Annotated in this window: 16 protein-coding genes; all 16 read left to right on the forward strand. The window is 67.5% G+C overall.

Annotated elements, in window-relative coordinates:
• Positions 1–904: flagellin (locus AC5P60_RS20140; RefSeq protein ID WP_495201812.1), on the forward strand; the 904-nt coding region annotated here is incomplete at its 5' end.
• Positions 905–1344: 440 nt separating this feature from the next.
• Positions 1345–2763, forward strand: coding sequence for a flagellar filament capping protein FliD (fliD, locus tag AC5P60_RS20145; RefSeq protein ID WP_043033573.1), 1419 nt, complete (start codon positions 1345–1347; stop codon positions 2761–2763).
• Between the two features lie 128 nt (positions 2764–2891).
• Entirely contained in the window at positions 2892–3308 is a 417-nt protein-coding gene (fliS, locus tag AC5P60_RS20150) for a flagellar export chaperone FliS (RefSeq protein ID WP_049448908.1), read from the forward strand.
• Entirely contained in the window at positions 3305–3598 is a 294-nt protein-coding gene (locus tag AC5P60_RS20155) for a hypothetical protein (RefSeq protein WP_005413263.1), read from the forward strand. Before fliS ends, AC5P60_RS20155 begins: the two co-directional genes overlap by 4 nt.
• A complete protein-coding gene (locus AC5P60_RS20160) occupies positions 3595–4173 on the forward strand; it encodes a PilZ domain-containing protein (protein WP_483692721.1) in 579 nt (192 codons plus the stop codon). The genes AC5P60_RS20155 and AC5P60_RS20160 overlap by 4 nt, the downstream gene beginning before the upstream one ends.
• 92 nt (positions 4174–4265) lie before the next feature.
• Entirely contained in the window at positions 4266–4898 is a 633-nt protein-coding gene (locus tag AC5P60_RS20165; RefSeq protein WP_005413261.1) for a response regulator, read from the forward strand.
• A gap of 405 nt (positions 4899–5303) precedes the next feature.
• Complete coding sequence (gene rpoN / locus AC5P60_RS20170; protein WP_088470509.1) at positions 5304–6713, forward strand: RNA polymerase factor sigma-54; 1410 nt, start codon at positions 5304–5306, stop codon at positions 6711–6713.
• Between the two features lie 14 nt (positions 6714–6727).
• Entirely contained in the window at positions 6728–7105 is a 378-nt protein-coding gene (locus AC5P60_RS20175; protein ID WP_005409556.1) for a response regulator, read from the forward strand.
• Positions 7102–8607, forward strand: a complete 1506-nt coding sequence (locus tag AC5P60_RS20180) for a sigma-54 dependent transcriptional regulator (protein WP_483692722.1) — start codon at positions 7102–7104, stop codon at positions 8605–8607. Before AC5P60_RS20175 ends, AC5P60_RS20180 begins: the two co-directional genes overlap by 4 nt.
• Positions 8608–9332: 725 nt before the next feature.
• Entirely contained in the window at positions 9333–9698 is a 366-nt protein-coding gene (gene fliE, locus AC5P60_RS20185; protein WP_414498092.1) for a flagellar hook-basal body complex protein FliE, read from the forward strand.
• A gap of 13 nt (positions 9699–9711) precedes the next feature.
• Positions 9712–11358 carry a flagellar basal-body MS-ring/collar protein FliF gene (gene fliF / locus AC5P60_RS20190; protein WP_033833132.1) on the forward strand — a complete coding sequence of 549 codons (1647 nt, stop codon included), beginning with the start codon at positions 9712–9714 and terminating at the stop codon, positions 11356–11358.
• Positions 11359–11365: 7 nt separating this feature from the next.
• A complete protein-coding gene (fliG, locus tag AC5P60_RS20195; protein WP_024958226.1) occupies positions 11366–12352 on the forward strand; it encodes a flagellar motor switch protein FliG in 987 nt (328 codons plus the stop codon).
• Positions 12349–12990: a FliH/SctL family protein gene (locus AC5P60_RS20200; protein ID WP_005409549.1), complete on the forward strand. Its 642-nt coding sequence runs from the start codon at positions 12349–12351 to the stop codon at positions 12988–12990. Before fliG ends, AC5P60_RS20200 begins: the two co-directional genes overlap by 4 nt.
• Positions 12987–14372, forward strand: a complete 1386-nt coding sequence (locus tag AC5P60_RS20205; protein ID WP_005413257.1) for a FliI/YscN family ATPase — start codon at positions 12987–12989, stop codon at positions 14370–14372. Before AC5P60_RS20200 ends, AC5P60_RS20205 begins: the two co-directional genes overlap by 4 nt.
• 3 nt (positions 14373–14375) lie before the next feature.
• A complete protein-coding gene (gene fliJ, locus AC5P60_RS20210; protein WP_005413256.1) occupies positions 14376–14843 on the forward strand; it encodes a flagellar export protein FliJ in 468 nt (155 codons plus the stop codon).
• Positions 14843–16000, forward strand: coding sequence for a flagellar hook-length control protein FliK (locus tag AC5P60_RS20215; protein WP_483692723.1), 1158 nt, complete (start codon positions 14843–14845; stop codon positions 15998–16000). The genes fliJ and AC5P60_RS20215 overlap by 1 nt, the downstream gene beginning before the upstream one ends.
• Positions 16001–16080: the final 80 nt, after the last annotated feature.

The following is a 16080-nucleotide window of genomic DNA, read 5'->3' on the forward strand; positions in this document are numbered from 1 at the left end:
CAGCGACCGCAAGGCCCTGCAGGCCGAAGTGACCCAGCTGGTCAGCGAAATCGACCGCGTCGCCAAGCAGTCGGACTTCAACGGCACCAAGCTGCTGGACGGCTCGTTCTCCAGCCAGCTGTTCCAGGTCGGCGCCAATGCGGGCCAGGCCATTGCCATCGACAAGACCATCGATGCCAAGGCCAATGCCTTGGGCGGTGCGATGTTCGATTCGGTCAGCTTCACCATCGCCGCTCCGGCAGACGGCGCAACCGGCGTGAAGGTCAGCGGCATGACCATCACCAACGGCGCAGGTTCGGCAATCAGCATCGCCGACATCGACGTGGCCGCCCAGGGCGGTGCCGATGGCACCAAGACCCAGGACGCCGCCACCAAGGCCATGGTCGCTGCGATCAATGCCAAGATCGGTGAGACCGGCGTCCTGGCCGAGGTCGACGCTGCCGGTGGTGGCAAGATCAACCTGAGCTCGGTCAAGGACAGCGTCGACAAGAATGGCGCCTTCCTCGGTATCGCCGTGGAAACCGGCACCTGGACCGGCATCGCCACCGGCCCGGGCGACATCACCGCCAGCACCACCGCAGTGGCCAAGAGCTTCGCCGACAAGATCGACGTGTCCACCGTGAAGGGTGCACAGCAGGCGATGGAAGTGGTCGACAAGGCCCTGGGTGCGATCAACAGCACCCGCGCTGACCTCGGTGCGATCCAGAACCGCTTCACCTCGGTGGTGGCCAACCTGCAGACCTCGTCGGAAAACCTGTCGGCTTCGCGCAGCCGCATCAAGGACACCGACTTCGCCAAGGAAACCGCAGAGCTGACCCGCACCCAGATCCTGCAGCAGGCCGGTACGGCCATGCTGGCCCAGGCCAACCAGGTGCCGCAGGGCGTGCTCAGCCTGCTGCGCTGATCCACGGCAAGAAGGCGCCGCTACCGTCGGATCGAACCGACGGTAGCGGCAACCCGGAAGCCACGGTGCACGAAGGCGCGGGCCATACCCGGCCCGGGATCGCTCCCGAACCGGCTTGGCATCGCCCGCTCCTGCGGACCTCTCTTTCAGCGCTGTACCTTTGACTGTACGTACCGGGCGGCTTCGTCTCCCCCCGATTGTCAGTAGCCTGATCCCTCCCCTGCCTTGGGGGAGGGTTTTTTGCAGACTCCCGGCAGCCTGCGGTGATTCCACCCGCACCCTGCCCCAACCCTCCTGCAAACCGCGTGCCAGATCCGCCGCCAGACAACTGGCACGGCGCATGCATCAACGAAGTGCTCAAGACCCAGCGGCGCAGGCCGCTATTTTCGTTGACGACGGGCCACCGCACGGCGGCCAGGCCCGGATACCAGGAGAATCACATGGCAAGCTTTGGATACGGTGGCATTGGCTCGGGGCTCAACATCTCGGACATCGTCAACCAGCTGGTCGCAGCCGACCGCAAGCCCGCCGACAACGCGCTGAACCTGCAGCAGTCCAAGGCCAAGATGCAGCTGTCGTCGATCGGCACTGTCACTTCGGCCTTCGACAAGCTGAAGACCGCACTGACCGCACTGAAGGCCACCACGGCCTTCGATACCCGCACGGTGACCGCCACCGGCAAGGCACAGCCCGCCAACACCGACGACGTGCTGACGGCCTCGGTGGCACTGTACGACCTGGGCACGACCAAGGCAGCGGCCTCCAATGGCACGCATCAGGTGGAGGTGAAATCCCTTGCCACCGCGCACAAGCTGATTGCCAATACCTCGGTGGGGAAGACCGACACCTTCGGCGCCGGAACCTTGACGCTGACCGTTGGCGTTGGCGACAAGGCAAAGACGATGAAGGTCGAGGTGGAAGCCGGCGATACGCTGACCACCGTGCGCAACAAGATCGACGCCGCAGGCCGCAAGGAAGGCGTGCAGGCGACCCTGATCGCCTCGGGCGACAACCAGTACCTGTCGATCGCCCAGGAAAAGACCGGCGCGGCCAATGCCATCAAGCTCGAATACGGCGGCAGCGACCCGAAACTGACCGCACTGGTGGGCAGCCTCCAGGAAAACACCGCGGCAGCCGATGCCGAGCTGACCATCGATGGCGTCACGGTGGTCAGCGCCAGCAACACCGTGGCCGACGCCGTGCCGGGGTTGACCCTGAACCTCAAGGTCAAGGGCAAGAGCACCGTCGTGATCAGCACCGATACCACTGCAGCCACCAAGGTGATGCAGGAGTTCGTGACCGCCTACAACGCAGCAATCGCGGCGATCAACACCGAGACCAAGTACGACGCCAAGACCAAGGAAGCCGCCACGCTGACCGGCGACGCGCAGATGCGTGGTGCCTCCAGCCAGTTGCGCTCGGTGATGTCGGGCGTGCTGAAGGAGCTGTCCGCCGATGGCCTGGACCCCAAGACGCTGGGACTGCAGACGCGCGGCTATCCCAACGCCGACGGCAGCCTGGTGCTGGACGCCACCAAGTTTGCCGCCGCGCTGGCCAGCCAGCCCGAGAAGATCCGCTCGGCGATCACCGGCGACACCGGTGGTGCCGGCACGCTGTACACCATGGTCGACGGCTACGTCAGCACCACGGTCGGCAAGGAAGGCGCATTCGTCGCCCGCACTAAGGGCCTCAACACCACGCTGGACAACATCGACAAGCGCCGCAAGGACCTCGACACGCGCATGAAGAACGTGGAAGAGCGCTACAAGAAGCAGTTCATCGCGTTGGACAGCCTGATGGGCAAGTTGCAGCAGAGCAATACATCGCTGCAGCAGCAGCTGGCACAGCTGAACCGCTAAAGGACTGCGTGCAACGCTCAAGTTTGGCGTGTAACGCACCGATAACGGACGCAACAGCAATCAACGCCGCACCGCCGTCAGCGGTCCCCACGACCGTCCGGCGGCACCCCGCGCAAGGAGAATCACGAATGTACGGTTCCAGCCGTCAATATGCCGAGCAGTACCGCCAGGTGGGAGTGACCAGTGCGGTCGCCGATGCCGATCCGCACAAGCTGGTGGCGATGCTGCTGGCCGGCGCGCTGGAGCGCGTGCGGCGCGCCCTGGCCAGCCTCGAGCGTGGCGACCAGGCCGGCAAGGGCAAGGCGATCGGAGAGGTCTGCGCGATCGTCGGCCACCTCAATGGCTCGCTGGATCATGAGGCTGGCGGTGAAATCGCCGGGAACCTGTCGGCACTCTACGACTACGTGCTGCAGCGCCTGACCGAGGCCAACCTGCACAACGACCGTGCCGCCCTCGATGAATCCCTGCAGTTGCTGGGCGAGATCGACAGCGCCTGGAATGCGATCCCGATGGAACAGCGCCGCCCGGCTGCGGTGGCCCCATGAGCCTGCACGAACTGCACGCCCAGCTGGACGCCTTCGAAAAGGCCCTGGGCGAAGACGCCCTCGACCAGGCCGACAGCCTGCTCGACGGTCACGACAGCACGCTGCATGCCCTGCTCAGCCAGCCGCTGACCTCGGACGACCACGCACCGCTCAGTGCGCTGTTCGAGCGCCAGCAGAACCTGCTGGGCCTGCTGCGCCAGCGTCGCGATGCGGTGGCAGCACTGATGAATGACGGCCAGCGCTCTCTTCGCGCGGCCCATGCCTACCTGCAGGCAGAATCGCTGGCATGACCCAACTGCCGACAACGTCGCTGCACCATCCCGCCGAAAGCGAGCTGTTCGACGAAACGCTCAGCTGCGAGCTGGCACTACCCGCCGAATTCCAGGCAGGCAGTGGCACCGGCCGTACCGGCAGTGCCGAGGGCCTGCTGCGCAGCCTGGCGCTGGTTGAAGACAGCCGCGTTGACGAGCATGACGACCGCAATGAAGCCAGCCTGCAATTGCAGCGGCTGGAGGCGAAGCTGGATCTGGCGATGGTGTTGCTTGGCCGTCTGGTCCGCCAGCAGGGCCAGGAACTGACCCTGCGCCCGGTGCGCTGGTCGCGCCGTGGCATCCGCTTGCAGCTGGGCCCGCGCAGTGGCGCCAGCCCGGGCCAGGCGGGCCTGGTCCGTCTGCAGCCCAGCGATTGGCTGCTTGACCATATCGACCTGCCGGTGGAAGTGATTGCCGAAGCGGCCGATGGCGGCGGCGGCCACTATCTGTGGCTGCGCTTCCAGCGCCTTGGCGATGGCCTGGAAATGGCCATGGAGCGCCACCTGTTCCGCCTGCACCGGCGCCAGGTGGCCGAGGCACGCCGGGCGCGTTGAAACCTGCCACCATCACGCTTGGCGGGCAAGCCTTGGCGCGCCCGTTCAGCTAAGTTAAGGTGGACTCCCCTACACGGACCTGCTGCGTGCCTGTGCGAGTTCTCATCGTCGACGATCACACCCTGGTCCGCGCCGGCCTGGCGCGGCTGCTGCAGGGGTTTGCCGACGTGCAGCTGGTTGCAGAGGCCAGCAACGCCGAACAGGCGCTGCAGCTGGCCCTGCAGCACGCCCCGGACGTGGTCCTGATGGACCTGTCATTGCCTGGCCGTACGGGTCTGGAAGCGCTCAGCGATATCCGGCTGCGCGCGCCCGGTACCCGGGTTGTGATGATGACCATGCACGACGACGCCGCTCACGTGCGCGATGCGCTGGATCGGGGCGCGGTCGGGTTCGTGGTCAAGGATGCAGCACCGCAGGAGTTGGAACTGGCGCTTCGCGCGGCGCATGCCGGCCAGGTGTTCCTGAGCCCGCAGATCTCCGCCAAGATGCTGGCACCGATGCTCGGCCGCGAGAAACCCACCGGCATCGCCGCACTGTCGCCGCGCCAGCGCGAGATCCTGCGCCGCATCGGCAAGGGCGAGAGCAACAAGGAAATCGCCGCCGACCTCGGCATCAGCGTCAAGACAGTGGAAACCCACCGCGCACGCATGATGGAGTCACTGGGCTGCCGTCGCGCCAACGATCTGCTGCTGCTGGCCGCGCGCCACCAGCACGAGCTGGAGTGATCCAACCCCACCGTGGGCGTCGGGAAAATGCCGGGTAGAGTCGACTGCCAGTCGACTTGCGCGCGAAGCGCGCGGGCGTTTTTCGCTATCTGACCGGAGAGCAGTCGACTGGCAGTCGACTCTACCAACCCACGCCCGCCCACTTCACCGGCGTCGAATTCCCGTCATCCCGACACTCCCCGACAGGAATACGTACACGGCGCAGCCCGATCAATCCGGGCCTTGCACCGGAAATCAGCAACTTAGCGGAGCTCATCGTCAACATTCCGCGCCGCTGTAGGGAATACCCCTACACGCCGTCAGGAAATTCACGAAGCTCCTCAGGAACCCCCCGATTCCGCCACCGCCGGATCAAAAGCAAGATGCGTTCCACAAGGCGCCGGGGAGCGGCGCCGGGGAACCACGATGAAGGCTGCACTCTCGACCCAGCTGGGCCAACAACTTCACCTCACCCCGCAGCTGCTGCAGTCGATCCGGCTGCTGCAGCTTGATGGCCTGCACCTGGAACAGGAAATCCAGCGCCTGCTGGACTCCAATCCCCTGCTGGAAATCGAAGAGCCCGAAGCACCGGCCGCCGACGCCACCGACGTTGCCACCGCGACGCTGGAAACCGCCGCGTTCGACGAGCTGCCGGAGTCGTCGATGTGGGACGTGGCCGGCGCCAGCTGGCAGGACGACGACGACGACCGCATGGCGCGCATCGCCGCCGGCGAATCCACCGACCCGCAGCTGCGCGTGCTGCAGCGTCTGTCGCTGGACATGGATGACCGCCAGCTGGCAGTGGCCGCATTCTGGCTGGACCACTGCGACGAGGCTGGCTACCTGCAGGCGCCACTGGGCCAGCTGCAGCTGCTGGCCAGCGCCCAGTTCGACATCGACGCCGACGGCGTCGAAGCCATCCGCCAGCAGCTGCTGCACGGTGACCCGGCCGGCATGGCCGCCCAGGACCTGCGCGAGGGCCTGCAGGCGCAGCTGCGCAGCCTGCACGGCGCGGTGCCCGCCCGCCACCTGGCCACGCGCATCCTGGACGGCGCACTCGATGCGCTGGCCGCACACGATTACCCCGCCCTCGCCCGCCAGCACGACGCCGAGATCGACGATGTGCGCGAAGCGGTACGCCTGATCCTGTCGCTGCAGCCACGCCCAGGCGACAGCCTGCTGCCGGAACGCAATGCCGTTGTGGTTCCGGATGTGGTCGCCTGGCACGCCGATGGCCAGTGGAAAGTGGCATTGAACCCGGCCACCAGTCGCCGCGTCTCCATCAACAGCCAGTACGAACAGGCGCTGGCAGAGACCAGTGAAGCCGCCCCGGCTCTGCGCGAGATGCTGCAGGAAGCGCGCTGGTTCAGCCGCGGCCTGTCGATGCGCTACGACACCCTGCTGCGCACCGCGCGGGTGATCGTCGAGCGCCAGGCCGCGTTCCTGGTGCGTGGCGAGGAAGCCATGGCGCCATTGACCCTGAAGGAAGTGGCCGAGGAAATCGGCATGCACGAGTCCACCGTCTCGCGCATCACCACCGGCAAGTTCCTGCAGACCCCGCGCGGCACCTTCGAACTGAAGCATTTCTTCGCCGTCCGACTGGAAGGCGCCAGCGTCTCCGGGCAGGCGGTCAAGGCCATGGTCCGCCGCCTGATCGACGCCGAACCGGCCGGTCGGCCACTGGCCGATGAGGCGATCGCCGGCCTGTTGTCACGCCAGGGGGTGAACATTGCCCGCCGAACCGTCGCAAAATACCGGGAACAACTGGACATCGCCCCGGCCCGTGAACGGCGCCGGCTCGGCGCCAGGCAACCACAGCTGGCCCGGGTGGGCTGAAAAGGATGTTGGACATGAACAAGCTTACCGTCCTGCTGGTCGATGACCACGAGGGCTTCATCAACGCGGCAATGCGCCACTTCCGCAAGATCGACTGGCTGCAGATCGTCGGCAGCGCCGGCAACGGCCTGGAAGCGATCGAGCGTTCGGAAACGTTGCGCCCGCAGGTTGTATTGATGGATCTGGCAATGCCTGAGATGGGCGGCCTGCAGGCCACCCGCCTGATCAAGTCGCAGGACGACGCACCGTACATCGTGATCGCCAGCCACTTCGACGACGCCGAGCACCGCGAGCACGCGCTGCGTGCTGGTGCCGATAATTTCGTCAGCAAGCTGTCCTACATCCAGGAAGTCATGCCGATCCTGGAAGGCCTCAGGGAGGAACAGTCGTGAGCGAATCGCGCATCCTTGTGCTGGACAACGACGCCGTGCGTGCAGAGCGCACCGTTGCCCTGCTGGAGTTCATGGACTTCAACCCGCGCTGGGTCTCCGACGCGGCCGACTTCGATCTGGGCCGGCAGCGCCAGAACGATTGGATGGCAGTGATCGTCGGCAGCCTGGACGACAACGCCGCCAGCGCCGCACTCTACAACTGGCTGGGCGGCAGCAGCCTGCCACCGCCGGTACTGCTGGCCGACGGTGATGCCGCAGCCTTCGCGCAGCAGCACGGCCTGCACGAAGCCAACATCTGGCCGCTGGAGACGCCGCTGCGCCACGCGCAGATGGAAGCCCTGCTGCGCCGCGCCAGCCTCAAGCGCCTGGATGCCGAGCACCAGGCCGGCGCCGCGCAGGAGCAGGGGCCGACCGGCAACGGCCCGGCGGTCACTGCGCTGCGCACCATGATCGAGCAGGTGGCCGCGTTCGACACCACCGTGCTGGTGCTGGGTGAGTCCGGCACCGGCAAGGAAGTGGTGTCGCGCGCCATCCACCAGCGTTCGCCGCGCCGTGATGGCCCGTTCGTGGCGATCAACTGCGGCGCCATTCCGGCCGACCTGCTGGAAAGCGAACTGTTCGGTCACGAAAAGGGTGCCTTCACCGGCGCATTGACCGCGCGCAAGGGTCGTTTCGAAATGGCCGAGGGCGGCACCCTGCTGCTGGACGAAATTGGCGACATGAGCCTGCCGATGCAGGTGAAGCTGCTGCGCGTGCTGCAGGAACGCAGCTTCGAGCGCGTCGGTGGCAACCAGACCATCCGCTGCAACGTGCGTGTCGTGGCCGCGACCCACCGTGATCTGGAAACGCGGATCGCCGAAGGCAAGTTCCGTGAGGATCTGTTCTACCGCCTCAACGTGTTCCCGATTGAAGTACCCGCGCTGCGCGAGCGTCGCGAGGACCTGCCGGCACTGGTGGAAACCATCGCCGCACAGTTGGCGCGAACCGGCCGTGGCGAAGTGCGCTTCACCCCGGAAGCCCTGCAGGCACTGGCCGGCTACGAGTGGCCGGGCAACGTGCGCGAGCTCACCAACCTGGTCGAACGACTGGCCGTGCTGCATCCGAGTGGATCGGTGCGCGTACAGGACCTGCCGGCCCGCTACCGTGGCGATGCCGCGCTGGCCGCCGTCGCTACGCCGGCGCCGGCACAGCCCGCCACCAGCGAAGAGCGACTGGACCTGCGCAGCTTCTCGTTCCACACGCCCGGCAGCGGCAACCAGCCGGCGCTGGAGCACGGCATCGCCGTCAATCGCCCGGCGGCACCGGCCGCCCTGCCCGACGAAGGCATGGACCTGCGCAACCACATGGCCAACATCGAACTGGGCCTGATCAACGAAGCACTGGAACGCACCCAGGGCGTGGTCGCCCACGCCGCCCAGCTGCTCGGCCTGCGCCGCACCACCCTGGTGGAAAAGCTGCGCAAGTACGGCATCGAGCGCGAGCAGGCCGAACTGGCCGGCTGACGCGCGCTACCAGCATGAAGGGGGCACGAACGCCTGGGCTTGCCCGGGCGTTGGTGTTTCTGGCGCCGCTGCACGACGTCAGTAGATCCACGTCATGCGTGGATAGAGACCGTGGCCGCGCGCTGACAGCGCCGCGCATCTGCACGAATTCCTACAGACAACGTTGCCGCGTTCCGGAGGATGGAGTGGGACCTCCCAACGAGGCTCCACCATGCATCGCCTCACCCTGCTCGCCGCCCTGCTCTGCCCCGGCATTGTCACCGCCACCGGCTGCACCCTGCCCGCCACGCTCGACCAGCGCCAGAATTCCGGCCGCTGGACCCTGCAGCCCCAGGCCAGAAAACCGACGCCGGTTAAATGGCGCCACCAATGGGGTCAGAGCCCGTGCCGACCAACGGTCGGCACCCACCATCAGCAGCAGGTTCCAACAGATCGCGGCCACCTGTCTAAGGCGGGGTGGGTCCGGTTGCGGGGGCGTGAGCGCCATGGATGGCGCGACCGAGCCTCCATGGACGGATTTACGGCGTCCCGCGTAACCGGACCCACCCCGCCACCCCACGGATAGCCCGATTTTGACGTTGATGTTGACGTGGCGTCGGCGGGTGCAGGGCGCAGCCCTGCCAGCACCCCCAACCCTCACTTCACTGAATCGAAAACCGGTTTCGGCACGGCACTTGCACTGGCTACAGCAGACAACCCCATCCCTGTTTCTGGAACCGTTGCAGATGTCCCACTCCGTCACTTCGATCCTTTCGCAGATCCGCTCCTATCAGACCCAGATGGGACAGCCGGCGCTCAACCCGCTGGGCGAAACGCCTCGCAGCAACGCCCTGACGGGCACGGTGCTGGATGCACCGCAGGCCCAGCCGGCCAGCTTCACCGAAACCCTGCGTGGTGCGATTGCCGGCGTCAACGATGCGCAACAGAAATCCGGCGCCCTCGCCAAGGCCTTCGAAATGGGCGACCCCAGCGCCGACCTCGCCAAGGTGATGGTCGCCTCGCAGCAGTCCCAGATCGCCTTCCGCGCCACCGTGGAAGTCCGCAACCGTCTCGTCCAGGCTTACCAGGACGTGATGAACATGCCGCTGTAAGGAATAGAGACGCATGGCACTGACGCTCTCCAAGGACAGCCTGAACGCCGAAAAGGCCGGGCAATGGTTCGACCGCCTGCAGAGCCTGCAGATCACCCGTCGGCTGGGCCTGATGGCGATGATCGCGGTGGCGGTGGCGGCAGGCCTGTCCGTGTTCTTCTGGTCGCAGAAGCCGGGCATGGTCCCGCTGTACACCGGCCTGGACCAGAAGGCGACCGCTGAAGCGACCGACCTGCTGCGCGCCGCGCAGATTCCGTTCGCACTCGACCCGGCCACCGGTGGCATCACCGTGCCTGAAAAGAACCTGCACGATGCCCGCCTGAAGCTGGCCGGCTCGGGCCTGACCGATAGCGGCAAGCTCGGCTTCGAGCTCATGGAACGCGACCCGGGCTTCGGCGTCAGCCAGTTCGTGGAAAGCGCGCGTTACCAGCATGCGCTGGAAACCGAGCTGTCGCGCACCATCAACACGCTGCGCCCGGTGCGCGATTCGCGCGTGCACCTGGCCATTCCCAAGCCCAGCGCCTTCACCCGCCAGCGCGACGTAGCCAGTGCCTCGGTCACCCTGGAACTGCGCGGTGGCCAGCAGCTGGAACGCAGCCAGGTGGATGCCATCGTGCACATGGTTGCGGCCAGCATCCCGGATCTCGCGCCGGAGCGGGTGACCGTGGTCGACCAGAGTGGGCGCATGCTCAGCATCACCGACCCGAACAGCGAAGCGGCGGTCAACGCTGCCCAGTTCGAGCAGGTGCGCCGCCAGGAAACCTCGTTCAACCAGCGCATCCGCGAGCTGCTGGAACCGATGACCGGCCCTGGCCGCGTCAACCCGGAAGTGAGCGTGGACATGGATTTCTCGGTGACCGAGGAGGCCCGCGAGCTCTACAACGGTGAGCCGCAGAAGCTGCGCAGCGAGCAGATGAGCGAGAACACCACCAGCACCCCTGGCCCGCAGGGTGTGCCGGGTGCCACCAGCAACAGCCCGCCGGGCCAGCAGGCTGCACCGGCCACCGCGCAGACGCCGACCGAAAGCAGCAAGAACGCCACCCGCAACTACGAGCTGGACCGCACCCTGCAGCACACCCGCCAGCCGGCAGGCCGCATCAAGCGCGTCTCGGTGGCGGTGCTGGTGGACAACGTGCCGCGCGCCGGCGCCAACGGCAAGATGAGCCCGCAGCCGCTGTCGGCCGCCGAACTGACCCGCGTCGAAGCGCTGGTCAAGCAGGCCGTCGGCTTCAACGCCGAGCGTGGCGATACCGTGTCGGTGATGAATGCGCCGTTCGTGCGGGATACCACGCCGGTCGAAGGGCCGGCCTGGTGGGAACTGCCGTGGGTGCACGATGCCGGCCGCATGCTGCTCGGCGCGGTGGTGGTGCTGGCGCTGCTGTTCGGTGTGCTGCGCCCGGCACTGCGTGCGATCACCGGCCAGAACAGGAAGAACGACGAACCGGCACTGGAACCGCATACCGCGGATGTGCAGCTGGTCGATGACGATGGCATGCCGCTGCCGGCGCTGGGCGCCGACCGGGCCAGCCTGGCCGGACCAGACGCACTGGCCCTGCCGGTGGATTCTTATGAGGAACGACTGCGGATGGCGCGTGAAGCCGTGAAGACCGACTCCAAGCGCGTGGCCCAGGTGGTCAAGGGCTGGGTGGCCAATGACTGAGGCACAACTGACCGGCGTACAGCGCGCGGCCGTGCTGCTGCTGTCCCTGGGCGAGCTAGATGCGGCCGAAGTGCTGCGCCACATGGAACCCAAGGAAGTGCAGAAGATCGGCATCGCCATGGCCACCATGACCGACATCACCCGCGAGCAGGTGGAACGGGTGATGGACCAGTTCGGCCAGGAGCTGGGCTCGAAGACCTCGCTGGGCGTGGGCTCTGACGACTACATCCGCAACATGCTGGTGCAGGCGCTGGGCAGCGAGAAGGCCGGCAACCTGATCGACCGCATCCTGCTCGGCCGCAACACCACCGGCCTGGACGCGCTGAAGTGGATGGACCCGCGTGCGGTGGCCGACCTGGTGCGCAACGAGCACCCGCAGATCATCGCCATCGTGATGGCGCACCTGGAGACCGACCAGGCCGCCGACGCGCTGAAGCTGCTGCCGGACCGTACCCGCGTGGACGTGCTGCTGCGCATCGCCACCCTCGACGGCATTCCGCCGAACGCGCTCAATGAACTCAACGAGATCATGGAGCGCCAGTTCGCCGGCAACCAGAACCTGAAATCGTCCAACATCGGCGGCGTGCAGTGCGCGGCCAACATCCTGAACTTCATGGACAGCGGCCAGGACCAGGCGATCCTGGGCGAAATCGCCCGCATCGATGCGCCGTTGAGCAACCGCATCCAGGACCTGATGTTCGTGTTCGACGATCTGGTCGACCTGGATGACCGCGAAATGCAGCTGGTGCTGCGCGAAGTGAGCGGCGAGCGCCTGGGCCTGGCCCTGCGCGGTGCCGACATCAAGGTGCGCGACAAGATCACCCGCAACATGTCGCAGCGCGCGGCCGAAATCCTGCTGGAAGACATGGAAGCCCGTGGCCCGGTGCGCCTGTCCGACGTGGAAGGCGCACAGCGCGAGATCCTGGCCATCGTCAAGCGCATGGCCGATGAAGGCACCGTCACCATCGGTGGCAGCGCGGAGGCCATGCTGTGAGCAACGTCGTGCGCTGGCTTGCCCCGGACCTGCTGGCCCAGCCCGAACCGGTGCTGGAGCAGGAGGATGCGTTCGAACTCACCGAGCCGGACCCGGAACACGAGCCGGAGCCGCCGCTGCAGCTGCCGACCCTGGAGGAGATCCAGGCCATCCAGGACAGCGCCGAGAAGGAAGGCTTCCAGCACGGCCATGCCGAAGGTTACGGCCAGGGCCAGGCCGAAGTGCGTCGCCTCGCCGCGCAGATCGAAGGCATCCTCGACAACTTCAGCCGCCCCCTGGTGCGGCTGGAGAACGAAGTGGTCGGCGCACTGGGCGAACTGGCGGTACGCATCGCCGGTGCGCTGGTCGGCCGCGCCTACGAAGCTGACCCGGCACTGCTGGCACAGCTGGTCGGTGAGGCCATCGACGCGGTGGGTGGCAGCACCCGCGAGGTCGAAGTGCGACTGCACCCCGACGACATCGCCGCCCTCGCCCCGCTGTTGAGCCTGCCGCCACAACAGCGCCTGGTGCCAGACACCAGCCTCAGCCGCGGCGATCTTCGCGTGCACGCCGAAGCCGTGCGCATCGACGGCACCCTGGAAGCCCGCCTGCGCGGCGCGCTGGACGCGGTGATCCGCCAGACCGGAGCCAATGCATGAACCCCGATCCGCAGCCGACGCCGCCACCGGCCGACTGGGCCATGGCCCGCAACCTGCGCCTGGCCCGTCGCCTCGATGGACTGCGCGTGGATACCGCCCATGGCCGTGGCCTGATCCGCGAAGGCGTGCTGCGCCGCGCGGTCGGACTGACCCTGGAAGCCGTCGGCTGCGAGGCGCCGCTGGGGGCCAGCTGCAAGGTGGAAGTGGTCGACGGCGGCTGGGTCGATGCCGAAGTGGTCGGCTTCGCCGGCGAGCGCACTTACCTGATGCCCAGTGCCGAGCTGCATGGCCTGTTGCCCAACGCCCGCGTGGTGCCATCGGCGCGCCGCGGTGGCGTGGAAGTGGGCGAAGGCCTGCTTGGCCGCGTCATCGACAGCGATGGCGTGCCGCTGGACGGCAAGGGCCCGATCCGCGCCGAAGGCCATGTCGGCATGGCCGGCGTGTCGATCAATCCGCTGGCGCGTGAACCGATCACCCAGCCGCTGGACGTGGGCGTGCGCGCGATCAACGCGCTGCTGCCGATCGGCCGCGGCCAGCGTGTCGGCCTGTTCGCCGGCTCCGGCGTCGGCAAGTCGACCCTGCTGGGCATGATGACCCGCTACACCGCCGCCGACGTGATCGTGGTCGGCCTGATCGGTGAACGTGGCCGCGAAGTGCGCGATTTCGTCGAGACCACGCTGGGCGAGGAAGGCCTGCGCCGCGCCGTGGTAGTGGCCAGTCCCGCCGACCGGCCGCCGCTGGCGCGCCTGCACGGCGCCTACCGCGCTACCGCCATCGCCGAATGGTTCCGCGACCAGGGACTGAACGTGCTGCTGCTGATGGACTCGCTGACCCGCTTTGCCCAGGCACAGCGCGAGATCGGCCTGTCGGTGGGCGAGCCGCCGACCACCCGCGGCTACCCGCCGTCGGTGTTCGCCAAGCTGCCGGCACTGGTCGAACGCGCCGGCAATGGCGCCAAGGGCCGTGGCTCGATCACTGCGTTCTACACGGTGCTGACCGAGGGCGATGATCCGCAGGACCCGATCGCCGATGCGGCGCGTGCGATCCTCGACGGCCACATCCTGCTCTCGCGGCGCGTGGCCGACAGCGGCCTGTACCCGGCCATCGACGTCGAATCGTCGGTCAGCCGCGTGGTCACGGAAATCGCCGACGAGCCGTGGCGCCTGCGCATCCGCAAATTGAAGCGACTGGTCTCGGCCTACTCGGCCAACCGTGACCTGATCGCCATCGGTGCCTACCAGCGCGGCAATGACGCGGCCACCGACGAAGCCCTGGAACGCTGGCCGGAAATCATGGAGTTCCTCGGCCAGGACGTTGCCAAGGCCGCAGATCTCCCGCACAGCCAGGCGGCGCTGCAGCGCCTGGTGGAACAAGAGAGTTAAGCCATGAACCAGTCCAAGCGCATTGATCCCCTGCTCAAGCGGGCCCAGGAACACGAGGACGCGGTTGCCCGCGACCTTGCCGAACGCCAGCGCGTGCTCGATACCCATCTATCGCGACTGGACGAACTGCGCCGCTACGCCGAGGAGTACGCCAACGCTCAGATGGCCGCCACCAGCCCGGCGCAGCTGCTGAACCGACGCGCCTTCCTCGACCGGTTGGACAGTGCCGTCGAACAGCAGCAGGCCACGGTCAATGGCAACCGCGAAAAGGTGGAAGCCGAGCGCGCCCGGCTGATCCTGGCCAGCCGTGACAAGGCCGTGCTGGAACAGCTGGCCGCGAGCTACCGCGCGCAGGAAAAAGTGGTGACCGACCGCCGCGACCAGCGCGAGATGGACGATATCGGTGCGCGCCGCGCGCGTCTGGTCCAGGCCGAAGACCAGGACGGCACCGAGCAGGGAGGTCGCTCGTGATGCCCTCCCCACTCGCCGGCAGTGCCAACCCCGCCACGCCGGCCACCAGCAACAGTGCGGCGCGCGCCCCGCGCAGCGAAGGCGGAAAGGACTTCAGCCAGCTGCTGCAGGACGGCGCGCCCTCTGCACCCGCCCCTGCCGGCAGCGCCACCACGCCGTCGCCATCCACGTCGAGCCAGCCGTCGACCACAGACAGCAGTGGCCAGGCACCAGGCGAACGCAGCGACGCCGAAGCGGTAACCGCTGAAGCGCCGCCGCCAGCGCCCGTTGCCGTGACCCCGGCTGCACCCGCTACCGACAAGGACAAGCCCGCCGCGACCGAAGACGCCCCTTGGCCGCCGCTCGGTCTGGCCGGCCTGGTGCTGGCGATGCCGACGACCGTGGATGCGGCCGCTGCCCTGCCGACCACCGCTGCACCGTCGCAGGCCAGCGACGGCAGCGCACTGCCCGTTGCCCCTGCCGCGAACCCGGCACTGCCTGCAACTGCCCCAGCAGCGGCCGCCGCAGCGACGGCCGACGGCAAACCGGCGGCGACCAGCGCGGGCGATGCCAGCGCGCTGCCACTGCCGGAGATGATCCTGCCCGGCAAGCGCAGCGAGCGCGGCGAAGGCAGTGACGTGGCCGCCGTTGGCGACCGCGCCAGTGCACCACTGCTGCATGCACCGGCGGGGGCCGCCGTACGGGACCTGAAGGCGGCGCTCGCCACCGGCAACGCGATCTTCAATGGCGAACCCACGCCCAAGCCCGTGCTGGGTGACGACGGCTTCGACCAGGCCATTGGCGCACGCCTGGGCTGGCTGGCCGACCAGAAAGTCGGCCACGCCCATATCCGCCTGAGCCCGGACGACATGGGCCCGGTCGACGTGCGCCTGCAGTTGAACGGCGACAAGGTGCATGCCAGCTTCAGCAGCCCGCACGTGGACGTGCGGCAGGCGCTGGAAAGCAGCCTGCCGCGCCTGCGCGAGCTGCTGGGCGAACAGGGCTTCCAGCTGGCACACGCTGATGTTGGCCACCAGGCCCCGGGGGGCGACGGCAATGCGTCGGGAGCATCTGGCAACGGTGGGACCGCCGGTGACGGAGAACCGTCGCCGGGCGACACCAACGTGTCGTCCGCGCAGTTGATCCGCCAGCGCGGGTTGCTGGACGCCTACGCCTGACAGGCGTGCCAACCAAGGTTTGCACCCACCAGAGCGATGCGGTTGGCACCTGCCAGTATCGCGTTGGTGGGTGCGGAGCT

It is taken from the genome of Stenotrophomonas sp. YJH_SMC_120, assembly GCF_059368675.1.